This window comes from Pseudomonas sp. FSO-7, assembly GCF_059579345.1.
Window position 1 is genome coordinate 6519406 of record NZ_CM184193.1, and the last position, 20683, is coordinate 6540088.

Below are 20683 nucleotides of genomic sequence, written 5' to 3' on the forward strand. Positions count from 1 at the left end.
ATGCGATTCACTCATAAGCTTATGAAAAATACTCACTATCGGAGTCCTTCTTATAACTATTTAATACGCACCAATCGGTTAACTACAACTTATTTTTCTACCCAGGGATTTCACGTGAAACTACAACCATTGCTGGCCCTGGGCCTGACTCTACTGGCCGCCTCGTCGCACGCCTTCGCCGGCGCCACCCTGGATCGCATCGAGCAGAAAAAAGAGCTGGTCGGCGTGCTGATGGAAAGCTATCCGCCCTTCTCGTTTCTCAACGATCAGAACCAGCTCGACGGTTTTGACGTGGATGTCGCCAAGGCCGTGGCGCAGAAACTGGGGGTGAAGCTGCGCCTGGAAACCCCGTCCTGGGACGTGATCGCGGCCGGTCACTGGAGCGGGCGTTATGACATCTGCATCTGCTCCATGACGCCGAGCAAGGCCCGCGCCGAAGTGTTCGATTTCCCGGTGCAATACTACGCTTCGCCAGCGGTGATCGTGGTCAACGCCAAGGACGACCGTATCCACGGCGCCAAGGACTTGAGCGGCAAGAAGGTCGGCCTCACCAGCGCCTCCAGCTACGAGAGTTACCTGAACAAGAACCTGGTGATCGAAGGCGCCGAGGATACCCAACTGAGCTATCCGTTCGAGGATGTGCAGATCGCCCCATACGACACCGACAACGTGGCGTTCCAGGACCTCGGCCTGGGCGCCGGAGTGCGCCTGGACGCGGTGCTGACCAACCTGGTGACCGCGCAGCCGCGCCTGACCGAAGACAAGCGCTTCAAGCTGGCCGGCGAGCCGCTCTATTCCGAACCGAACTCGGTGGCCATCGAAAAGGGCGACGCCCAGTGGGACAGCAAGGTGCGTGAAGTCTTTGCCCAGTTGAAACAGGATGGCACCTTGAGCAAACTCTCGCAGAAATGGATCGGCGCCGACATCACCCAATGACTTCTTTTCCACCCCTTCAGCCACCGCCTTCGGTGGCTGAATCACGCCTGCAAAAAATCTTCGGTTTTCGCACCCGGCTGTACCTGACCTGGGCCGCCATGCTGGTGCTGTTCGCGAGTTTCTTCCTGAGCTTCGACCTGAAGTTCTCCATCATCCTCGACAAACTGCCGAACCTGCTGGGCGTGCACCTGGCGCCCAATGGCTTTTTGCAGGGTGCGGTACTGACGTTGTTCCTGTGCCTGTGTTCGATCGTCGCTTCGTCATTGCTGGGCTTCATCACCGCCCTGGCGCGGCTGTCCAGCAGCGCGGTGGCATTCGGCATCGCCAGTTTCTACGCGTCGTTCTTTCGCGGCACGCCGCTGCTGATCCAGATCCTGCTGATCTACCTGGGCCTGCCCCAACTGGGCGTGGTCCCGGGCGCCATTGCCGCTGGGATCATCGCCTTGTCGCTGAACTACGGCGCCTACCTGAGCGAGATTTTCCGCGCCGGCATCCTCGGCGTCCCCAACGGCCAACGCGAAGCCTCACTCGCCCTGGGCCTGAGCGAAACCGTGATCTTCTGGCGCGTCACCCTGCCCCAGGCCATGCGCACCATCATCCCGCCGACCACTAACCAATTCATCTCCATGCTCAAGGATTCCTCGCTGATCTCGGTGATGGGGGTTTGGGAGGTGATGTTCTTGGCGCAGTCTTATGGTCGGTCCAGCTATCGCTATATCGAGATGCTGACGACGGCGGCGATTATTTACTGGTTGATGTCCATTGCGTTGGAGCTGATTCAGGCGCGGATGGAGCGGCATTATGGGAAGGCTTATCTGAATAATCGCTGAGCTGGGGTGGGATTTTAAGGTCGGTGTGTATATCCGTTGCTGCGGTAACGGCCACTTAGGGTTCCGCCCTGACGGCGGGTCACTTTTGAAAAGCCCGGAAGCCGGCCCACTCAAAAGTAACCAAAACGCTTCTGCCCCACCACTTGGCACCTCGCCTAGGCTCGGTGTGCCCTCACTCCGGCATTGTTCCGTGGGCCCGCCGCGAAGGGCCATCCATGGCCCAGCGCGGCTATCCCGGCATCCATGCCGGATGCCCACTCCACAATGCCTGCGTTCGGCCAGCGTGGTTAACGGGGCGTCCCAGATCAACGTCCACCGCGAGGCGGCCTGATAGCCGACCTGGCTCTTGATGGGGACCGCGTTTCTCCTGTGGGAGCGAGCCTGCTCGCGATGAGGCCAGTCAGCCCAACTTCCATGTAGCTGAACCACCGCCATCGCGAGCAAGCTCGCTCCCACATTCAATCTCCAGCGAACACAAAATTCATATCCAACACAGAACCACTGTGGGAGCGGGCTTGCTCGCGAAGAGGCCGGCCCATCCAACATCTTCATCGACTGTGACACCACCTTCGCGAGCAAGCCCGCTCTCACAGGAGAAATGCGATCCCACCAAGAGCCAGGTCGGCTATCAGGCCGCCTCGGGGTGGACGTTGATCTGGGACGCCCCGTTAACCACGCTGGCTGAACGAAGGCATTGTGGATGCCGGGTTAGCCGCGCTGGGCCATGGACGGCCCTTCGCGGCGGCCCACGGAGCAATGCCTTCGTTCAGGCATGCCGAGCCTAGGCGAGGCACCGAGTGGTGGGGCAGAAGCGTTTTGTTTACTTTTGACTGGGCCGGCTTCCGGGCTCTTCAAAAGTGACCCGCCGTCAGGGCGGAACCATAAGCAGCCGTTACCGCAGAAACGGATATACACACCGACCTTAAAATCCCACCCAGCTCAACGGCTAAGCAGAAAAATCCGCCTGAGGTGCAACCGAATCGCTAGCAGGTGAAGTTTGGAGATCGCATCCACCGATGCTCCACCCCAACACTTCCAACGCATCGCAACCGTCCTGTAACAACAGATGCGCGGCGTTGGCGAAGTGCTCCAGGTCATAACCCTCGGCGTTTTTCAGGCATAGACAGGAAACGCTGTTGAGCAAGTCTCGAGCGGCTTTGATGCGATGCGAAGCAGTTTCCAAAAGATCGGAGGCACCGGCTTCCGTGCCGATAAACAGTGTGGCGCCAACGCTGGTATTGGCTTGAAGGGGATGGTACTTGATCATCGGGTTGCTCTCTTGAGTTGGGAGCTACCACCGTTCGCGGCTAAACGAATGAGGGTGGCAGCTGTACGCGGGTTAGCCGACCGGACAAGAGAACCCGGCACACCCGAAGATGTCCCCCGCACAGCCGCCATAAATGTAAAAACACAGGCAGCAAAAAGCGCCGCCATTGGGGGCGCCCGTGCACTCTTGTTCGACCGGCTAAGATCGATCACCGATCTGTCGGTGACGAGAGAACTATAGGCGAGGCCCTAACGATACAACGCTGAGTTTCTGTGTCTCGGAACCATCCTACGCGAAACGCAGAATGGGTTTACAAAGCTCAATTTTGATCGGCCGGAAGCCTACCATTGCGAGCCCAATCTGTATCGAGCAGTTGACCAGTTGCGCTTCCGATTGAGCGCTGCCTGACTACGCCTCGTCTTCGTCCCAACGATTTAAACAAGGCATCCGAGAGCAATGGTTGCTCCATCAAACACCGGTCAAAAAGAAAGATCTGTGCCGGTCGTAGGGCAAAGCCTTGAACCATGAAAGCCAACGAACCAACACACTGATCGCAGCACAAGCAGCCTACACATTTCATCCGCCGAATCTTTCCCATGACGAGGAGATGGCTGGCATCGCCGCCCAAGGTGAAATTTTTAAAGTGCGACCTCCTTCATGAGAGGCCACATTCAATGCCGACCCAACACCTATACCTGCCCCAACATCTTGCTCTAGCAGTAGCCTTGGCACTTGGTTGCGTAGATGTTTCGATGGCTCAGCAACCTGCCGATGTCCCCACGACTGCCGAGCTGCAGGAGCGTCTCAAGGCGCTCGCAGAAGCTCCAGATACCAAACATCACAATGTCGATAAACCTCGCAAAACTGGCATGAAACTGACCAAAGCCAACGACTTGGTCAACGTCAGCGCAAATGGTGCGTTCGGTGGGATGGTTGATGGAGGTGGCGGAACCAACGTGTTGCGATTGGGCGACGCCGCGCACTCCAAATTGCCTAAAAGCCGTAATTTCCTGGCCATGCACGTCACGAAAGGCGAATGGGAGCACACCGGGAGCTTCGCTGGCTGGGGAGTGATCGAGCCGACAACCGGATTGATCAACACTGGCCATATAGACGGTCAGATCGGGATTTTCGGTGAACTCAATAACAAGGGGACCGTTGCGAGCAATGTTTCTGTCGAGTCAGGCGCGCGCATGGTGAACTCCGGAACGGTATCCGGTCGCGTGGTTGTTCGAGAGAACGCGACATTCAGCGGCAACGGGACAGTCGACGCGCTGGACGTGGCGGGCCTGATGGAAGTCGGCCCTGAAATGGGCGCTCCTTCGGTCGTCAACGATCTCAAATTTTCCAAGAGCGCGACGCTGGTCTACGGCATCGATGCAGAGAAAGGCAGCGCCACGATCAAGGTTGGCGGCACCGCGACGCTAGGCAATGCGACTCTGAAGATCGCGGCCGTACCAGGCGAATACATCGACACGAACAAACACATCGTGATCAAGGCGGACAAGGTTGAGGGGGAATTCGGAAAAATCATCAACGACCTCCCACTCGTAACGGCAACAGCGGACTACTCCACAGGAAACCAGGTTGGCCTGACCTACGCACGCAATGTGGTTCCAATCGAGGACATCGCGACCACTGAGAACGGCAAAATATTTGGAGCCAGTGTCCTGGAGCCGCAACCGCCCAAATCGTCGGTACCAGAACCCGCCGAACCAAAAACAATCGCCAGCACCACATCCGCCCCCAAACCCAACGCCGTCATCAACGCCCTGCTCGGCAGCAACCGGGGGACCGCCGCCGATGCCCTCGACCAATTGAGCGGCTACAACACCGCCGACCTGGGCAACGCCACCCTAAGCAGCATCGAACCGATCAGCAGCGCAATACTCTCGGCCATGGACTCGCCCCACCCCACAAGCGCACAGGACGACGGCCAAGTCTGGGTCCAAGCCATCGGCAACAGCGGCCGCATCGGCAGGCAACTGGGGAGCTATGCCCTGAAGCACACGACCAAGGGCTTGGTGCTGGGAACCGACTGGACCGTTAACCCCGATTGGCGCCTGGGAATCATCGGCGGCAAGACGCAAACCCGGTTGGACAGCCGTCAATTCGACGGTCGGCTCGACAGCTGGCTGGTGGGTGCCTACGCCCTGCGCCAGGACGGGCCGTGGGCGCTGCGGCTGGGTGCCGTCTATGGCAGTCATGACGGCAGCACCAAGCGCCACGTGGCCTATAACCGTTTCAGCGACCACCTCAAAGGTCGTTACGATGCCAACACGCAACAGGTCTTTGGGCGAATCGGCTACAACCTGAACGCAGGTCATTTCGCTATCGAACCCTATGTCCAATTGGGCTATCAACGCTATCAGCGTGATCAATACGCAGAAAAAGGAGGCGATGCCGCGTTGCAGTTCGATTCCCGCACTCAGGATCATTACCACAGCGACCTGGGCCTGCGCCTCGCCCGGCCCTTCCCGCTCGACCAAGGCATGCGCCTGACGCCCCGCTTGAACCTCGGCTGGAAACACCTGTACGGCGAGACCAAGGGCCGCTCCCATCAACGCCTGGCCAGTGCAGGCACTACGTACACCGTCAAAGGCATCGAACTGGACCGTGACAGCCTGCTCCTGGACGCCGGGCTGGACCTGGCCGTTTCGCCCCGGCATACCCTGGGCCTGAGCTATCGCGGCGAAACAGGGCAGGACAACCGCAACGGTGCGCTGATGGGTCAATGGCGAATGATGTTCTGACCTTCTCGCGGAATCGGCATAGGGGACGGCCTTCATAGGCCGTTCCCCTGCCACACCACCCGGCATGCGGGTCCGCACCGGGCGGTTCGAGAGATTGAGGTCAGGAGAGACGCGGTAAACCCAAGCTGTCGAACCAGGCGATACTCAGCACACGGTTCAGCTCATACCGGCTGTTGCTCCACCAACGGCGAGCATTCCCCGCGATCTTCCTCGCGACTTCCACACTCGCCCCCAGTGCCCGCAACGCCCGGTAGGTCGTCGTTCCGCGCTTCCATTGCTTGAGCTGGATTGCTCGTAATCGGTGCCGTATCCATTCGTCCAGCTCGCGCCAGACGGCTGGGGTTTGCGACAGTCCGAAATAAGCTTTCCAACCCAGAATGTAAGGGCGCAGATCATCGACGATCTGCTGCAAACTACGGCCACATGAGCGTCGGGTGTGCCAGCGTATTCGCTGCTTGAACTGCTTTTGCGCTTTAAATGAGACGGCTCGCTTGGCTTCGCCCTGAGAGGCCCAGAAGGCGTATCCCAGAAACTTGCGACCGAACGCACTCGTCACCGCACTCTTGCTCTCGTTGACGCTCAAGTGCAGCTTTTCATACAGACACTTGAGCAAGGACATCACTCGCTGCCCGGCCTTCTGACTGCGAACGTACACATTCGCATCATCGGCATAGCGCACAAAACTATGACCTCGGCGTTCAAGCTCTCGATCCACTTCGTCCAGCAGCACGTTCGCCAGCAACGGCGACAGCGGGCCGCCTTGCGGCGTCCCCAGGCGGCTTTTCTCGACCACGCCATTGATCAGCGTTCCCGCATCCAGATACGCACGGATCAGGCGAATGACCGCCTGATCTGCTATCCGTTTGCGTAAGCGATCCATCAAGATGTCGTGGTCGACCCGGTCGAAGAACTTCTCCAGATCAACATCCACTACCACCTTGAGCCCCGCAGACACATGGCGCTGAGCCGCCAGGATGGCGTCCTGCGCACTGCGCCCCGGACGAAAGCCGTAGCTGTGTTCACTGAAGGTTGGATCGAGCAGTGGTTGCAGGACTTGCAGCAGCGCTTGTTGAATCAACCGGTCGGTGACCGTTGGAATGCCTAACTCGCGTTCACCGCCGTCAGGCTTGGGAATGACCACGCGCCGTACCGGACTGGGCCGGTAGACGCCTGAAAGAAGCTGTTCGCAGATCACAGGCCATCGGGACTGCAAAAGTTTGGCGGTCTGTTCAATGTCCAAACCGTCGACTCCAGCAGCTCCTTTGTTGGCCCTGACTCGTCTCCAAGCCCGTTTCAGGTTCGCTCTCGCAAAGGCCCGTTCCAGCAGCCCTTGCCCTGCGTTGTAGGATTCATCTTGCGGGCAATTGACCTCGTCGCTGATGGAGGCACTCACGGCTTCACCGCTCGCGTCCCTCCCATCCGCCCCGCGTTTGGCAGGCATCTGACTTCCGGTCTTTCGCATCAACATGGCCTATGACGCTTTCTCTCGTTCGGCCCTTCGTCAAAAAAGAAAAAAAGACTACTACGGCCTCTGCTGACTTCTCGCTCCGGTTTGCACCGTCGCCCTTTCAGGCATAAGGCGAGATCTCCCCAGGTAAGAACGCAATCCTTCACCGCACAGCCGCCGGATCTACGCAGCCGCCCTTTGACCACAAGAGTTTCGCGGTTTTTGGCCCGCTCACCCTGGTCGGCTTCGCCTTATATCCGGTTCTTGTTCATCGGCTCACGGCTTCGCTCCACGCTTCCTCCCCACACTCGGTCGCCCTCATGCAGTTGCGCTTCACTTCATTCGCTGTGGTCAGCTTACGGCGGGACTTTCACCCACAAGATTGCGCCCATGCTGGGCGCACCAAAAAAAAGGGGAGCACATGCCCCCCCGAGGTTAAAACGTTGTATCGAGGCTGTTCAGTCAGCCTTCGATCTCGATCAGGATCTCGCCCGGGTTGACCCGGTCGCCCTTGGCCACATGAATGGCGGTGACCTTGCCGGCAATGGCCGCCTGCACTTCGGTTTCCATCTTCATGGCTTCGGTGATCAGCACCGCTTGGCCAGCCTTCACCACGTCGCCCTCCTTGACCAGGACATCGACGATGTTGCCCGGCATGGTGGTGCTGACATGGCCCGGCGCAGTGGCTTGCTTGCGCTTGCTGCTGCCGCCGCTGACAAACTCATTGAGCGGTTCGAACACGACCTCTTCGGGCATGCCATCGATGGACAGGTAGAAGTGACGCTTGCCTTCGGCCTTGACGCCCACGCCGGTGATGTCGACTCGGTAGGTTTCGCCGTGAACGTCGATGACGAACTCGGTTGGCACGCCTTCGCCGCCCGCGGAGCTGACGCTGCCCGCCTCGGGGATCGGCAGCAGCACTTCCGGGGTCAGCGTGCCGGCTTCGCGTTCTTCGAGGAACTTGCGCCCGATGTCCGGGAACATGGCGTAGGTCAGTACGTCTTCTTCGGATTTGGCCAGTGCGCCGATTTCGCCACGCAGCTTGGTCATTTCCGGCTTGAGCAGGTCGGCCGGACGTACATCGATCACGTCTTCGCTGCCGATGGCCTGACGGCGCAGCTTCTCATTCACCGAACCCGGAGCCTTGCCGTAGCCACCCTGCAAATAGAGCTTCACTTCGTTGGTGATGGTCTTGTAGCGCTCACCGGCCAGCACGTTGAAAAACGCCTGGGTGCCGACGATCTGCGAGGTCGGGGTCACCAGCGGCGGAAAGCCCAGGTCTTCGCGCACCCGTGGAATCTCTGCCAGCACCTCGTTCATGCGGTTCAATGCGCCCTGCTCTTTGAGCTGGTTGGCCAGGTTGGAAATCATCCCGCCCGGCACCTGATTGACCTGGACGCGGGTGTCCACCGCCGTGAACTCGCTTTCGAACTGGTGGTATTTTTTGCGTACCGCATAGAAATACAGGCCGATTTCCTGCAGCAGTTCCAAATTCAGGCCGGTGTCGAACTCGCTGCCCTTAAGGGCCGCAACCATCGATTCGGTGCCCGGATGGCTGGTACCCCAGGCGAAGCTGGAGATCGCGGTGTCGATGTGATCGGCGCCGTTTTCGATCGCCTTGAGCTGGCACATCGCGGCCAGGCCAGCGGTGTCATGGGAATGGATGAACACCGGCAACGACTGCTCGGCCTTCAATGCCTTCACCAGCTCGCCAGTGGCGTACGGGGTCAGCAAACCGGCCATGTCCTTGATCGCCACCGAGTCGCAACCCATGGCTTCCATCTGCTTGGCCTGGGCCACAAACGCCTCGATGGTATGCACCGGGCTGGTGGTGTAGGCGATGGTGCCCTGGGCGTGCTTGCCGGCGGCTTTCACCGCCTCGATGGCGACCCGCAGGTTACGCACGTCGTTCATCGCATCGAAAATACGGAACACATCGATGCCGTTGACCGCGGCCTTGGCCACGAACGCCTTGACCACGTCATCGCTGTAATGGCGATAGCCCAGCAGGTTCTGACCACGCAGGAGCATTTGCAGGCGAGTGTTGGGCAGCGCCGCGCGCAGTTGGCGCAGGCGCTCCCACGGGTCTTCCTTCAGGAAGCGCACGCAGGCGTCGAATGTCGCGCCGCCCCAGACTTCCAGCGACCAATAGCCGACTTTGTCGAGCTTGTCGCAGATCGGCAGCATGTCTTCGGTGCGCATGCGGGTGGCAAGCAGCGATTGGTGGGCGTCGCGCAGGATTGTGTCGGTTACGTGGATCTTCTTGGACATTGTCATGGTTCCTTACAGGCCTGCGTGGGCGGCAATGGCGGCGGCGATGGCCAGGGCCAGCTCTTCGGGTTTGCGCTTGATCGAGTAGTTGGTCAGTTCAGGGTGGCTTTCAACGAAGCTGGTATTGAACTGGCCGCTGCGGAATTCCGGATTGCGCAGAATCTCCTGGTAATACGCGGCGGTGGTCTTGACCCCCTGCAGGCGCATGTCATCCAGGGCTCGCAGGCCACGGTCCATCGCTTCTTCCCAGGTCAGCGCCCAGACCACCAGCTTCAGGCACATCGAATCGTAGAACGGCGGAATGGTGTAGCCGGTGTAGATCGCCGTGTCGGTACGCACGCCCGGGCCGCCAGGGGCGTAGTAGCGGGTGATCTTGCCGAAGCTGGGCAGGAAGTTGTTTTTCGGGTCCTCGGCGTTGATACGAAACTGCAACGCAAACCCCCGGTGCAGGATGTCTTCCTGCTTGACCGACAGCGGCAGCCCGGAGGCGATGCGGATCTGTTCGCGGACGATGTCGATACCGGTGATTTCTTCGGTGATGGTGTGTTCCACCTGCACCCGGGTGTTCATCTCCATGAAGTACACCTCGCCTTCGGCGAGCAAAAACTCCACGGTGCCGGCATTCTCGTAGCCCACGGCCTTGGCCGCGCGCACCGACAGGTCGCCGATGTAGGCGCGCTGCTCGGGGGTCAGTTGCGGGCTCGGGGCGATTTCGATCAGCTTCTGGTTACGGCGCTGAATCGAGCAGTCACGTTCGAACAGGTGCACCACGTTGCCGAAACTGTCACCCAGGATCTGCGCTTCGATGTGCTTGGGATTGACGATGCATTTTTCCAGGAACACTTCCGCCGAACCGAATGCCTTGGTGGCTTCGGAAATGACTCGCGGGAAGGCCTGTTCGAGTTCTTCACGACTGTTGCAACGACGGATACCGCGACCGCCGCCGCCAGACGTGGCCTTGAGCATCACCGGGTAACCGATCCGATCACCTTCGGTCAGCGCTTCTTCAATGCCCGATACGTTGCCTTCGGTGCCCGGCGTGACCGGCACACCGGCCTTGATCATGCTGCGGCGCGCTTCGGTCTTGTCGCCCATGCGGCGAATGACTTCCGCCGACGGGCCAATGAATTTGATGCCGCGTTCCGCGCAGATGTCCGCCAGCTCGGCGTTTTCCGAAAGGAAACCGTAGCCGGGGTGCAAGGCGTCACAGCCGGTTTCCACCGCCAGATTCACCAGTTTGCGCGGGTTGAGGTAGCCGGCCAGCGGATCGGCGCCGATGCTGTGGGCCTCGTCCGCACGCTTGACATGCAACGCATGGCGGTCCGCGTCGGAGTAGACCGCGACCGAGCGAATGCCCATCTCGGCGCAAGCGCGCACGATGCGGACGGCAATCTCACCACGGTTGGCGATCAGGATCTTTGTTATCAATTGGAGGTTCCCTTGAGCCGGTGATACCACGGCCTGGGGTCCAGGCCGACGCGTGACCAGATGTAACAATTGGTCGCAGCTCCACACTAGTCCTGGCTGTTGATTAACAAAAATGAATAATTATTGGGTCATGCATAAGCAAAGACTTATAGTTGAATGACCCGTCTCGCCCCAGAGTGTTTAGAAAATGCGTAAGTCATTGATGCGTATGACATTGCGTCAGTTGCAGATTTTCAACGAGGTGTGCGACCTGAGGTCCTACAGCCGTGCGGCCGACGAAATGTCTCTCACACAACCGGCCGTTAGCCTACAGATTCGATCCCTGGAAGAGCTGATTGGCCAGCCGTTGTTCGAGTATGTTGGCAAAAAACTCTACATGACCGAAGCCGCCGAAGCCCTGCAACGTGCCAGCCGAGACATCTTCGGGCGCCTGGAAAACCTCGATATGCAGCTCTCGGACATGCAGGGGTCGCTGCAAGGCCAGTTGAAGCTGGCGGTGGAGTCCAGCGCCAAGTACTTCGTCCCGCATTTGTTTGCCGCGTTCAAGCGCCAGCATCCGGAGGTCAACCTGAACCTCACGGTGGTCAATCGCGGCCAGGTCATCCGACGCCTCTCGGACAACCGTGACGACCTGGTGATCATGTCCATGGTGCCCCAGGACATGGGCCTGGAATTCCTGCCCTTCCTCAACAATCCGATCGTCGCCGTGGCGCCGCCCGATCATCCACTGTGCCACCTGGGTCCGCTGCGCCTGCAGGACCTGGAGCCCTACACGCTGCTCTTGCGCGAACCAGGGTCCGGCACGCGGCTGGCCTGCGAGGAATACTTCAAGGAGAAACGGGTGCATTTCACCCAGACGCTGGAAGTGGCGTCGGCGGAGGCCCAGCGCGAGTGCGTGGTGGCCGGGCTGGGCGTAGCGCTGTTAACGCGCCACGCCGTGAGCCGGGAGCTGTCGTCCGGCGCACTCATTGAGTTGCCGGTGGAGGAATTGCCGCTATACCGCAGTTGGTGCCTGGTGCAGGCCAGGGCCAAGCGCCTGTCACCGGTAGCCCATGCCTTCCTGGCCTTCGTTCGCAGCGAGCGCGCTCAGATCATCGGCCTGGTTGAGCGTTTCGACGGGAAGCCGCCGGCGTTGCCTGCCAGTAATTGAACTCTACCGCGTCAGGAAATTCGCTGATCTCGGCCAGAAGCTGGCGCTGTTCATAGCGGTCTTCGATGGCACGACGGAACGCCATGCGGCGCTGGTCTTCCTGCTGACGACGGGTTTTGACGGCGCTGCGTTCTTCGTAGGACTGGGTCATGTCGAGACTCCCAAGACGTATACGGGAGCTTTACGATGACGGCGCGCGATGACGGTTTGGCGGCGCGTGCGTTACAGAACGATGAATTCGGGCAAACGATCCCTGTGGCGAGGGAGCTTGCTCCCGCTGGGCCGTAGGAGCTGCCGAGCGAAGCGAGGCTGCGATCTTTTCAAGCTCAATTGAGTATTAAGCGAAAGATCGCTGCCTTCGGCAGCTCCTACCGCGGTCGAGCGGGAGCAAGCTCCCTCGCCACAAAGAAGCCCCTCAACTTCAGGGCTCGGGATTCAGTCGTCCAGCGCCTTCACCGACTTGGGCGACAGCCGCAGGCTGCGAAGGCTGCGCTTCACGCTCTTGAGGTGGTTGACCAGGCTCGGGCCACGGGCCATGGCGACGCCCATCGCCAGTACGTCGATCACCACCAGGTGGGCGATGCGCGAGGTCAGCGGCGTGTAGATCTCAGTGTCTTCGTGCACGTCGATGGCCAGGTTCACCGTCGACAGTTCCGCCAATGGCGTCTGGCTCGGGCACAAGGTGATCAGCGAAGCACCGCTTTCGCGCACCAGGTTCGCGGTGATCAGCAGATCCTTGGAACGCCCCGACTGGGAAATGCAGATCGCCACATCGGTGGGTTTCAAGGTCACCGCCGACATGGCCTGCATGTGCGGGTCGGAATAGGCCGCTGCCGTCAGCAGCAACCGGAAGAACTTGTGCTGGGCATCGGCCGCCACCGCGCCCGAGGCGCCGAAGCCATAAAACTCGACACGCTGGGCCTGGGACATGGCCGTGACAGCTTTTTGCAACGCCACCGGGTCGAGCTTCTCGCGAACCTCCATCAGCGTATGCAGGGTGGTGTCGAAGATTTTCAGGCTGTAGTCCGCCACTGAGTCATCTTCATGGATCGCAAACTGACCGAAGCTCGCGCCGGCGGCCAGGCTTTGCGCCAGCTTGAGTTTCAGGTCCTGGAAACCCGAGCAACCGATGGCCCGGCAGAAGCGCACGATGGTCGGTTCGCTGATGCCGACGCTGTGGGCAAGATCGGCCATGGAGCTATGCATCACGGCCGCCGGATCAAGCAGTACGTGATCGGCGACTTTCAGCTCCGACTTGCGCAGCAAGTGGCGTGACTGGGCGATGTGTTGCAACAGGTTCAAGGGGCTGGACTCTTGTTATGGGCAGATGCCGGGATGTAGCAAGCTTGTAGTTATACTACAAGAATTAGCGCTTTGCCCGTCCAAAACGTAACTGGATTGCCTCGCCGCCCCTTGTTTTGGCCGAGGATCGCCAGATGTAGCAGCCTGTGTCGTAGCGCAAGCCCGAACACTACTTCCCGCCAGGCAATAAAGTCGTCCGGCAGGAAGTTCTGGTCGGGATCAGGTTCATTCAATCCAAGTGTTGCATCCGCAACAACCCGGCCAGCCCCTCAGCTTCCACCGGCCGGCTGATCAGATATCCCTGCACCTCGTCACAACGCTCGTTCCTGAGGAAATCGAGCTGTTCCTGCCGCTCGACGCCTTCGGCCACTACCTTGAGCGACAGCCCATGGGCCATTGCAATGATTGCCCGGGTAATGGCGGTGTCCACGCTGCCCTCGCCCAGCCCGCGAATGAATGCCTGATCGATCTTCACGTAGTCCACCGGGATACGTTTGAGGTAGCTCAAAGAGGAGTAGCCCGTGCCGAAATCGTCGATCGCCAGTTTGACCCCGAGGTCACGCAATTGCTGGAACGTGGCGATGATGTGTTCAACGCTGTCGAGCAACTGGCTCTCGGTCAACTCCAGCTCCAGGTACTGGGGCGCCAGGCCGGTTTCCTCCAGCACTTGTCGCACCAGGCTGACCAGCTTGCCCTGGCGCAATTGATGCACCGACAGATTGACCGACACCCTGATCGGCTCAAGCCCCTGTCGCTGCCATTCGCACGCCTGCCAGCAGGCCTGGCGCAAGACGAACTCGCCAATCGGTCCGATCAATCCGGTCTCTTCGGCCAGGCCGATGAAATCCCCCGGCGGAACCCGCCCCATGGCCGGATGATCCCAGCGCACCAGCGCCTCGGCGGCGTTCAGGCGACCGGTCGCCAGGCACAGTTTTGGCTGATAAAAGACCTTCAGTTGCTGCTCTTCCAAGGCCTTGCGCAGTTGGTTTTCCAGTTGCAGGCGCTCCAGTGTGCTGGCCTGGAGACTCTCGGTGTAGAACTGGAAGTTGTTGCCCCCCAAATGCTTGGCATGTTGCATGGCCATGTTCGCCTGATTGACCAACGTGGCAATTTCCCGCGTGTTGTCAGGCAACAAGCTGATGCCAATGGAGGCACTGAGCACCAGTTCATGACCTTCGGTCGTCAGCGGCACGCGCAGCTTGGCGGCCAATCGGGTCGCCACCCGCGCCAGGCTTGAAAGGTTGCCGTAGGCATCGAACAACACCGCAAACTCATCGCCGGATAACCGGGCGATGGTATCCGCCTCGGGCAGCGCATTGATCAGGCGCCGCGCCATTTTCTGCAACAACTGGTCGGCGATGTCATGGCCTAGGCTGTCGTTGAGCAATTTGAAACGGTCCAGGTTGATATGGAGCAACGCCAGGCTGCGCCGTCCCCCCTGGCGCACCCGTTGATGAGCTTCGTTCAGGCGCTCACGGAACAGCGAACGATTCGCCAGCCCAGTCAGTTCGTCGTAATGGGTCAGGTAGCGCATCCGTTCTTCGGACTCGCGTCGTGCCGAAAGATCGGCGAAGAAGCCCACGATATGGCTGACATTTCCCCGAGCATCGCGCACGACGTTCAATTGCAGCCACTGCGGATACAGCTCACCGTTGGCCCGCGCCTCCACCAACTCACCCTGCCAGGTGCCGTGCAGCTTTAGCGACTGGCGAATGATGGGGTAGTGCCGGCGCGCATCGCGGCTGCACGGCAGGTCAACCACGCTGCGCCCGAGCATGTCCTCGATATTGAAACCGGTGACCCGCGTGAACGCCTGATTGGCGGCGAGCAGCAGGTAGTTGGGGTCGAAAATCACAATGCCTTCGCTGGCGGCCTCGAACACCGTGGCCGCCAACTGCCGTTGCTGCTCAAGTTCCTTGCTGGCGCTGATGTCGCGCCGGGTGCCAACCATGCGCAACACCCGCCCGCTCGCGCTGCGCTCCACAGCCCGGCCGCGGTCTTCGATCCAGACCCAGTGACCATCGCCGTGACGCACACGGTATTCGATCTGGTAATCCTCGCTGCGGCCCTTGAGGTGTTCGACCAGGGCCCGCTTGAGCGCCGGCACGTCCTGGGGGTGCAGGCGCGGAGTGAGGTGGCTGAGCATCGCCGTGACGTATTCGGGCTCCAGGCCGAACAGTTCCTTGAGCTGGGTGTGATGGACTTCGTCAGTTTGCAGGTTCCAATCCCACAACCCCAGCTCACTGGCCTTGAGGGCCAGGGCCAGGCGCGCCTCGCTCTTGCTCAGGGCCTGGCTGGCGACCTCCAGTTCAAGACTGCGCTGCGCGACACGCGCCTCCAGGCCAATCTGGGCCGCCCGCAGCTTCTCTTCGGCCGAGCGACGTTGCTCGACCTCCCGGCCCAGCGCCTCGTTGAGCAAGGCACTGCGGGTCTGGGTTTGCTGCAGATGCTCGATCAGGGCCTGGTTCTGGAAGCGTCGCAGCATGCCACTTTGGATCAAGCGATTGACTTGCCAGGCCACCACGCTCAGGGAAACCAGCACAATCAGCCCGAGCCAGCCCCACCCACGTTGCTGCTCATCGCCGCCCCAGAAGAGATAACCGATGGCCGGTAACAGGCAGGGCAAGGCGAAGGACAGGAACGCCGGAAGACTCACGGCATAGGCCACGCTGGCCGAGAGGGCGGCCGCGCCAATCAGGCCGAATACCCAGGCCTGTTGCTGGAAGCTGTCGGCCGGAACCAGCGCGATGCCGGCCCCGGCCAGCGTCAGGCCGGTCATCGCCGAGCCCAGCAAAAACATACGCAACCAGATCGGGTGCGCCTGGCGACTTGGCATCGCCGAATCGAAAGCCGCCACCTGGATCACCCGCAGCGCCACCAGTGACAACAGCCAGACGAGCCAGACGCTGACCAGAAAATAGCGCCGCGGCTCCCATAACAGCGCGGCGCAGACCAGACCGTTGAGCAGCATGAACAGCGTGGGCAGCAATGAGCCTTGATACAGCAGACGTGTGCGCTCGACCGCCATCTCCATGGCGTACTGCTTGCAGATGACCCGCGGTTCCACACAGGGGCCCGCCGGATCGTAATTGAGGGTCATTGGCACTGTTCTTGTTCTTATTCAGTGAAGCGTGGAGAACCCGAAACGAGCACCGAGCATACACAAGCCATGGGCCATCCCACACTGCCCCAACTCATAAAAATACGGAAAAAAGTCGCTATTTCATTGGGTGACGCCGCTCCCGAGCGAGTCCCGCCAACGCCTGTAGCCTGTGACCCGCCGGTCATCACCGAATGGTCTTTTATCGGCTGATGCAAAGCTCGGTTTGCCCGGGGTGACGTCGCACCCTAGAATGCCCCGATGCGCGATGATCTCTCCCTTCTGCTGAACTCCCTCAACGATGCCCAACGTCAGGCCGTAGCCGCCTCCGTGGGTCGTCAGTTGGTCCTGGCCGGTGCCGGCTCCGGTAAAACCCGAGTGCTGGTGCACCGTATCGCCTGGTTGATCCAGGTCGAGAACGCCTCGCCCCATTCGATCCTGTCGGTGACGTTCACCAACAAGGCCGCGGCCGAGATGCGCCATCGCATCGAACAACTGATGGGCATCAACCCCGCCGGCATGTGGGTCGGTACCTTCCACGGCCTGGCGCACCGCTTGTTGCGGGCGCATTGGCAGGAAGCCGGGCTGAGCCAGACCTTCCAGATCCTGGACAGCGACGACCAGCAGCGGCTGGTCAAGCGGGTGATCCGCGAGCTGGGCCTGGACGAACAACGCTGGCCGGCCCGCCAGGCCCAATGGTTCATCAACGGCCAGAAAGACGAAGGCCTGCGCCCGCAACACATCCAGGCCAGCGGCGACCTGTTCCTGGCGACCATGCGCAGCATCTACGAAGCCTACGAGGCGGCGTGCCAGCGGGCCGGGGTGATCGACTTTTCCGAGCTGCTGCTAAGGGCCCTGGACCTGTGGCGCGACCACCCGGGCTTGCTGGCCCACTACCAAAAGCGCTTCCGGCATGTATTGGTGGACGAGTTCCAGGACACCAACGCCGTGCAATACGCCTGGTTGCGTCTGCTCGCCAAAGGCGGCGACAGCCTGATGGTGGTGGGTGACGACGATCAGTCGATCTACGGCTGGCGCGGCGCCAAGATCGAGAACATTCACCAGTATTCGGCGGACTTCCCCGACGCCCAAGTCATCCGCCTGGAACAGAACTACCGCTCCACCGCCGGCATCCTCAAGGCCGCCAACGCCCTGATCGCCAACAACACCGGGCGCCTGGGCAAGGAACTGTGGACCGACGGCGGCGAAGGCGAGGCGATCAACCTCTACGCCGCCTTCAACGAACATGACGAAGCCCGCTACGTGGTGGAAACCATCGAGAGCGCGCTGAAAACCGGCCTGGCCCGTAGCGACATCGCCATCCTGTACCGTTCCAATGCCCAGTCGCGGGTGCTGGAAGAGGCCTTGCTGCGCGAGCGGATCCCCTACCGCATCTACGGCGGCCAGCGCTTCTTCGAACGTGCTGAAATCAAGAACGCCATGGCCTACCTGCGCCTGATCGAAGGTCGCGGCAACGACGCGGCCCTGGAGCGGGTGATCAACGTGCCGACGCGGGGCATCGGCGAGAAAACCGTCGAGGCGATTCGCGACCACGCGCGCCACAGCCACGTGTCCATGTGGGAAGCCATGCGTCAGCTGGTGACCAACAAAGGCGTGACCGGTCGCGCCGCCGGCGCCCTGAAGGCCTTCATGGACCTGATCGAAGACCTGGCCGCCAAGTGCGGGGACATGCCCCTGCATCTGATGACCCAGACCGTCATCGAGCAGTCCGGCCTGATCGCCTACCACGAAGCGGAAAAAGGCGAGAAAGGCCAGGCCCGGGTGGAAAACCTTGAGGAACTGGTCAGCGCCGCGCGCAACTTCGAGAACACCGAAGAAGACGCGGACCTGTCGCCCCTGTCGGCCTTCCTGGGTCACGCCTCCCTGGAGGCCGGCGACACCCAGGCCGACGAACATGAAGACAGCATCCAGCTGATGACCCTGCACAGCGCCAAGGGCCTGGAATTCCCCTACGTGTTCCTCGTGGGCATGGAGGAAGGCCTGTTCCCCCACAAGATGAGCCTGGAAGAACCAGGACGCCTGGAAGAGGAACGGCGCCTGGCCTACGTCGGTATCACCCGCGCCATGCAGAATCTGGTGCTGACCTACGCCGAAACCCGACGTTTGTATGGCAGCGAGACCTACAACAAGGTCTCGCGCTTCGTACGTGAAGTGCCGAAGGGCCTGATCCAGGAAGTGCGGCTGTCCAACAGTGTCAGCCGACCGTTCGGTGGCGGCCAGCAACAAAGCACCAGCAGCCTGTTCGGCGGCAGCGACATCCCGGAAACCGGCTTCAGCCTTGGCCAGACCGTGCGGCATTCGGTGTTCGGCGACGGGGTGATCCTCAACTTCGAAGGCGCCGGCGCCCAGGCCCGGGTGCAGGTGAACTTCAGCGAAGGCAGCAAGTGGCTGATGCTGGGGTATGCCAAGCTCGAAGCGATCTAGAGATTTGTGCAGGACCCTGTGGGAGCGAGCTTGCTTGCGATAGCGGTCGATCAGTCAATATTGATGCTGACTGACACACCGCTATCGCGAGCAAGCTCGCTCCCACAGTTGTTCTGGCGGACGTCAAAACATTTCCGATAGAACTTGTTCCCCTTTCCTACAGCCCAAAGCGAACAGGCCCTCTTGCATAGCTGAAGCTGAACCTCACCTGTCACGCAAAAGCCCGAAACACTCTGCTGCTAGCCAGCAACAGTTCAGCTGTGCAACATGGCGCGCGTGCTATCCACAAATGGGAATGCCTTTATATGAAACGTTTTCTTAGCATCGCCATGGCGTTGTGCATCGGCCTGACGATGGCCATCGACGCCAATGCCGCCAAGCGCTTTGGCGGTGGTAAAAGTTCGGGAGCAGCCCCGACTCACCAGACCAGCCAGATGGCGCCGTCTTCTGCCGCCGGCTCCACTGCTGCCACCGCAGGCGCGGCCGGTGCCGCGGGCGCTGCCGGTGCCGCGGGCGCTGCCACCAAGGCCAGCGGCGCTTCGCGCTGGCTCGGCCCTCTGGCCGGCATCGCCGCCGGTGGCCTGCTCGCCTCCATGTTCATGGGCGACGGCTTCCAGGGCATGCAGATCTTCGACATCCTGATCATGGCGGTCATCGCCTTCCTGGTCTTCCGCTTCATTGCCGCTCGTCGTCGCAAGCAGCAGGAGCAACTCGCTCCAGCCGGCCACGCGCCGATGCAGCGTGAAGCGTTCAACCCGCAGCAGCCTGCCAGTGGTTCGATCTTCGGTGGTTCGGCAGCGCCTGTGGCCGCTCGTCCGGTCATCAATGCGCCAGCCTGGTTCAACGAGCAACGCTTCATCGAAGCCGCGCGCAACCACTTCATGTCCCTGCAGCAGCATTGGGACGCGAACGAAATGGACAAGATCTCCGAGTTCGTGACCCCGCAACTGCTGGAATTCCTCAAGCGCGAGCGGGCCGAGCTGGGTGATGGCTTCCAGTCCACCTACATCGACAACCTGCAAGTGCAACTGGATGGCGTCGACGATCGCGCCGACAAGACCATCGCCACCCTGACCTTCAGCGGTGTGTCGAAGGATTCTCGCTTCGACAAGGGTGAAGCGTTCAGCGAAAGCTGGAACATGGAACGTGCCCAGGGCGATGACCAGCCTTGGCTGGTGGCAGGTATCCGCCAGAACGGTTGAACCTTTGCCCGTTTTGCATGTTGAAATAAAAGAACCCCGGCCCAGGCCGGGGTTTTCTATTTCGCGGTTGCATCTATAGCGAGCTACTGTATAAACCGCTCCATATAAACCGCGCCATCGAGAAAGAGGATCCCCGGACGTGGAAGAAATCATCGAACAATTGCGTGAAGCCAACGAGCCCGTACCGGTCCCGCTGGAATTGCCCGACGAAGACTTGCTGGTAGAGATCGAAGAGCAGCTGTTCATCGATATCCCATTCGTCTTCAGGGAGTTTTTGCTGACCGTCAGCGATGTCGTCTACGGCAGCCTGGAACCGGTGACCGTCACCGATCCACAATCCCACACCTACCTGCCGGACGTGGCCGCCAATGCCTGGGATGCCGGTGTCGACCGCAGCCTGATCCCGATCTGCCAGGACGGCGACGATTATTATTGCGTCGAAGAGGACGGCACCGTGGTGTTGTGGCAGGCCGAAGAAGAACTGATCGCCGAGGAAACCTGGGAATCGGTCTGGCACTGGGCCCGGGACGTCTGGCTGGAAAGCTGAGCCGC

The 20683-nt window shown here is 60.5% G+C and carries 14 protein-coding genes; 7 read left to right on the plus strand and 7 right to left on the minus strand.

Features of this window, described 5'->3' with window-relative positions; all coding sequences use genetic code 11:
- Positions 1 to 114: 114 nt before the first annotated feature.
- Together AC515T_RS28670 and AC515T_RS28675 are read left to right on the plus strand one after the other, a co-directional pair.
- Entirely contained in the window at positions 115 to 936 is an 822-nt protein-coding gene (locus tag AC515T_RS28670) for an ABC transporter substrate-binding protein (protein ID WP_496530888.1), read from the plus strand.
- Entirely contained in the window at positions 933 to 1766 is an 834-nt protein-coding gene (locus AC515T_RS28675) for an amino acid ABC transporter permease (protein ID WP_496530889.1), read from the plus strand. Before AC515T_RS28670 ends, AC515T_RS28675 begins: the two co-directional genes overlap by 4 nt.
- 946 nt (positions 1767 to 2712) lie before the next feature.
- Here AC515T_RS28675 and AC515T_RS28680 read toward each other — a convergent pair.
- Positions 2713 to 3033, minus strand: a complete 321-nt coding sequence (locus AC515T_RS28680; RefSeq protein ID WP_496530890.1) for a hypothetical protein — start codon at positions 3031 to 3033, stop codon at positions 2713 to 2715.
- A 674-nt stretch (positions 3034 to 3707) separates the two neighbouring features.
- Here AC515T_RS28680 and AC515T_RS28685 point away from each other — a divergent pair.
- Positions 3708 to 5786, plus strand: a complete 2079-nt coding sequence (locus AC515T_RS28685; RefSeq protein WP_496530891.1) for an autotransporter outer membrane beta-barrel domain-containing protein — start codon at positions 3708 to 3710, stop codon at positions 5784 to 5786.
- Positions 5787 to 5886: 100 nt separating this feature from the next.
- Here the strand turns inward: AC515T_RS28685 and ltrA are convergent, their stop codons facing one another.
- The 3 genes from ltrA to AC515T_RS28700 all read right to left on the minus strand — a co-directional run bounded on the left by ltrA (position 5887) and on the right by AC515T_RS28700 (position 10932).
- Positions 5887 to 7254: a group II intron reverse transcriptase/maturase gene (gene ltrA, locus AC515T_RS28690; RefSeq protein ID WP_496529475.1), complete on the minus strand. Its 1368-nt coding sequence runs from the start codon at positions 7252 to 7254 to the stop codon at positions 5887 to 5889.
- A gap of 441 nt (positions 7255 to 7695) precedes the next feature.
- Positions 7696 to 9504 (minus strand): sodium-extruding oxaloacetate decarboxylase subunit alpha, encoded by a 1809-nt coding sequence (oadA, locus tag AC515T_RS28695; protein ID WP_496530892.1) that lies wholly within the window; start codon positions 9502 to 9504, stop codon positions 7696 to 7698.
- A gap of 12 nt (positions 9505 to 9516) precedes the next feature.
- The gene (locus tag AC515T_RS28700; protein ID WP_025216234.1) at positions 9517 to 10932 is read right to left on the minus strand and encodes an acetyl-CoA carboxylase biotin carboxylase subunit; all 1416 of its coding nucleotides are present in this window, start codon (positions 10930 to 10932) and stop codon (positions 9517 to 9519) included.
- A gap of 187 nt (positions 10933 to 11119) precedes the next feature.
- On the opposite strand from AC515T_RS28700, the gene AC515T_RS28705 reads away from it, so the two are divergent.
- A complete protein-coding gene (locus AC515T_RS28705) occupies positions 11120 to 12082 on the plus strand; it encodes a LysR family transcriptional regulator (RefSeq protein WP_496530893.1) in 963 nt (320 codons plus the stop codon).
- Here AC515T_RS28705 and AC515T_RS28710 read toward each other — a convergent pair.
- From AC515T_RS28710 to AC515T_RS28720, 3 genes are all read right to left on the minus strand, one after another.
- A complete protein-coding gene (locus AC515T_RS28710) occupies positions 12024 to 12233 on the minus strand; it encodes a PA3496 family putative envelope integrity protein (RefSeq protein ID WP_080675527.1) in 210 nt (69 codons plus the stop codon). The two genes, AC515T_RS28705 and AC515T_RS28710, sit on opposite strands and share 59 nt — an antisense overlap.
- 284 nt (positions 12234 to 12517) lie before the next feature.
- On the minus strand, positions 12518 to 13384 hold the full coding sequence (gene hexR, locus AC515T_RS28715; RefSeq protein ID WP_003187110.1) for a transcriptional regulator HexR: 867 nt from the start codon (positions 13382 to 13384) through the stop codon (positions 12518 to 12520).
- Positions 13385 to 13613: 229 nt separating this feature from the next.
- Positions 13614 to 16484 (minus strand): putative bifunctional diguanylate cyclase/phosphodiesterase, encoded by a 2871-nt coding sequence (locus AC515T_RS28720; RefSeq protein WP_496530894.1) that lies wholly within the window; start codon positions 16482 to 16484, stop codon positions 13614 to 13616.
- A 261-nt stretch (positions 16485 to 16745) separates the two neighbouring features.
- Between AC515T_RS28720 and uvrD the strand changes: the two genes are divergently transcribed.
- The 3 genes from uvrD to AC515T_RS28735 all read left to right on the plus strand — a co-directional run bounded on the left by uvrD (position 16746) and on the right by AC515T_RS28735 (position 20678).
- Positions 16746 to 18929: a DNA helicase II gene (uvrD, locus tag AC515T_RS28725; RefSeq protein WP_496530895.1), complete on the plus strand. Its 2184-nt coding sequence runs from the start codon at positions 16746 to 16748 to the stop codon at positions 18927 to 18929.
- Between the two features lie 305 nt (positions 18930 to 19234).
- Positions 19235 to 20131, plus strand: a complete 897-nt coding sequence (locus tag AC515T_RS28730) for a Tim44 domain-containing protein (protein WP_496530896.1) — start codon at positions 19235 to 19237, stop codon at positions 20129 to 20131.
- A gap of 139 nt (positions 20132 to 20270) precedes the next feature.
- Entirely contained in the window at positions 20271 to 20678 is a 408-nt protein-coding gene (locus AC515T_RS28735; RefSeq protein WP_003187120.1) for an SMI1/KNR4 family protein, read from the plus strand.
- The last annotated feature ends 5 nt before the right edge of the window (positions 20679 to 20683 follow it).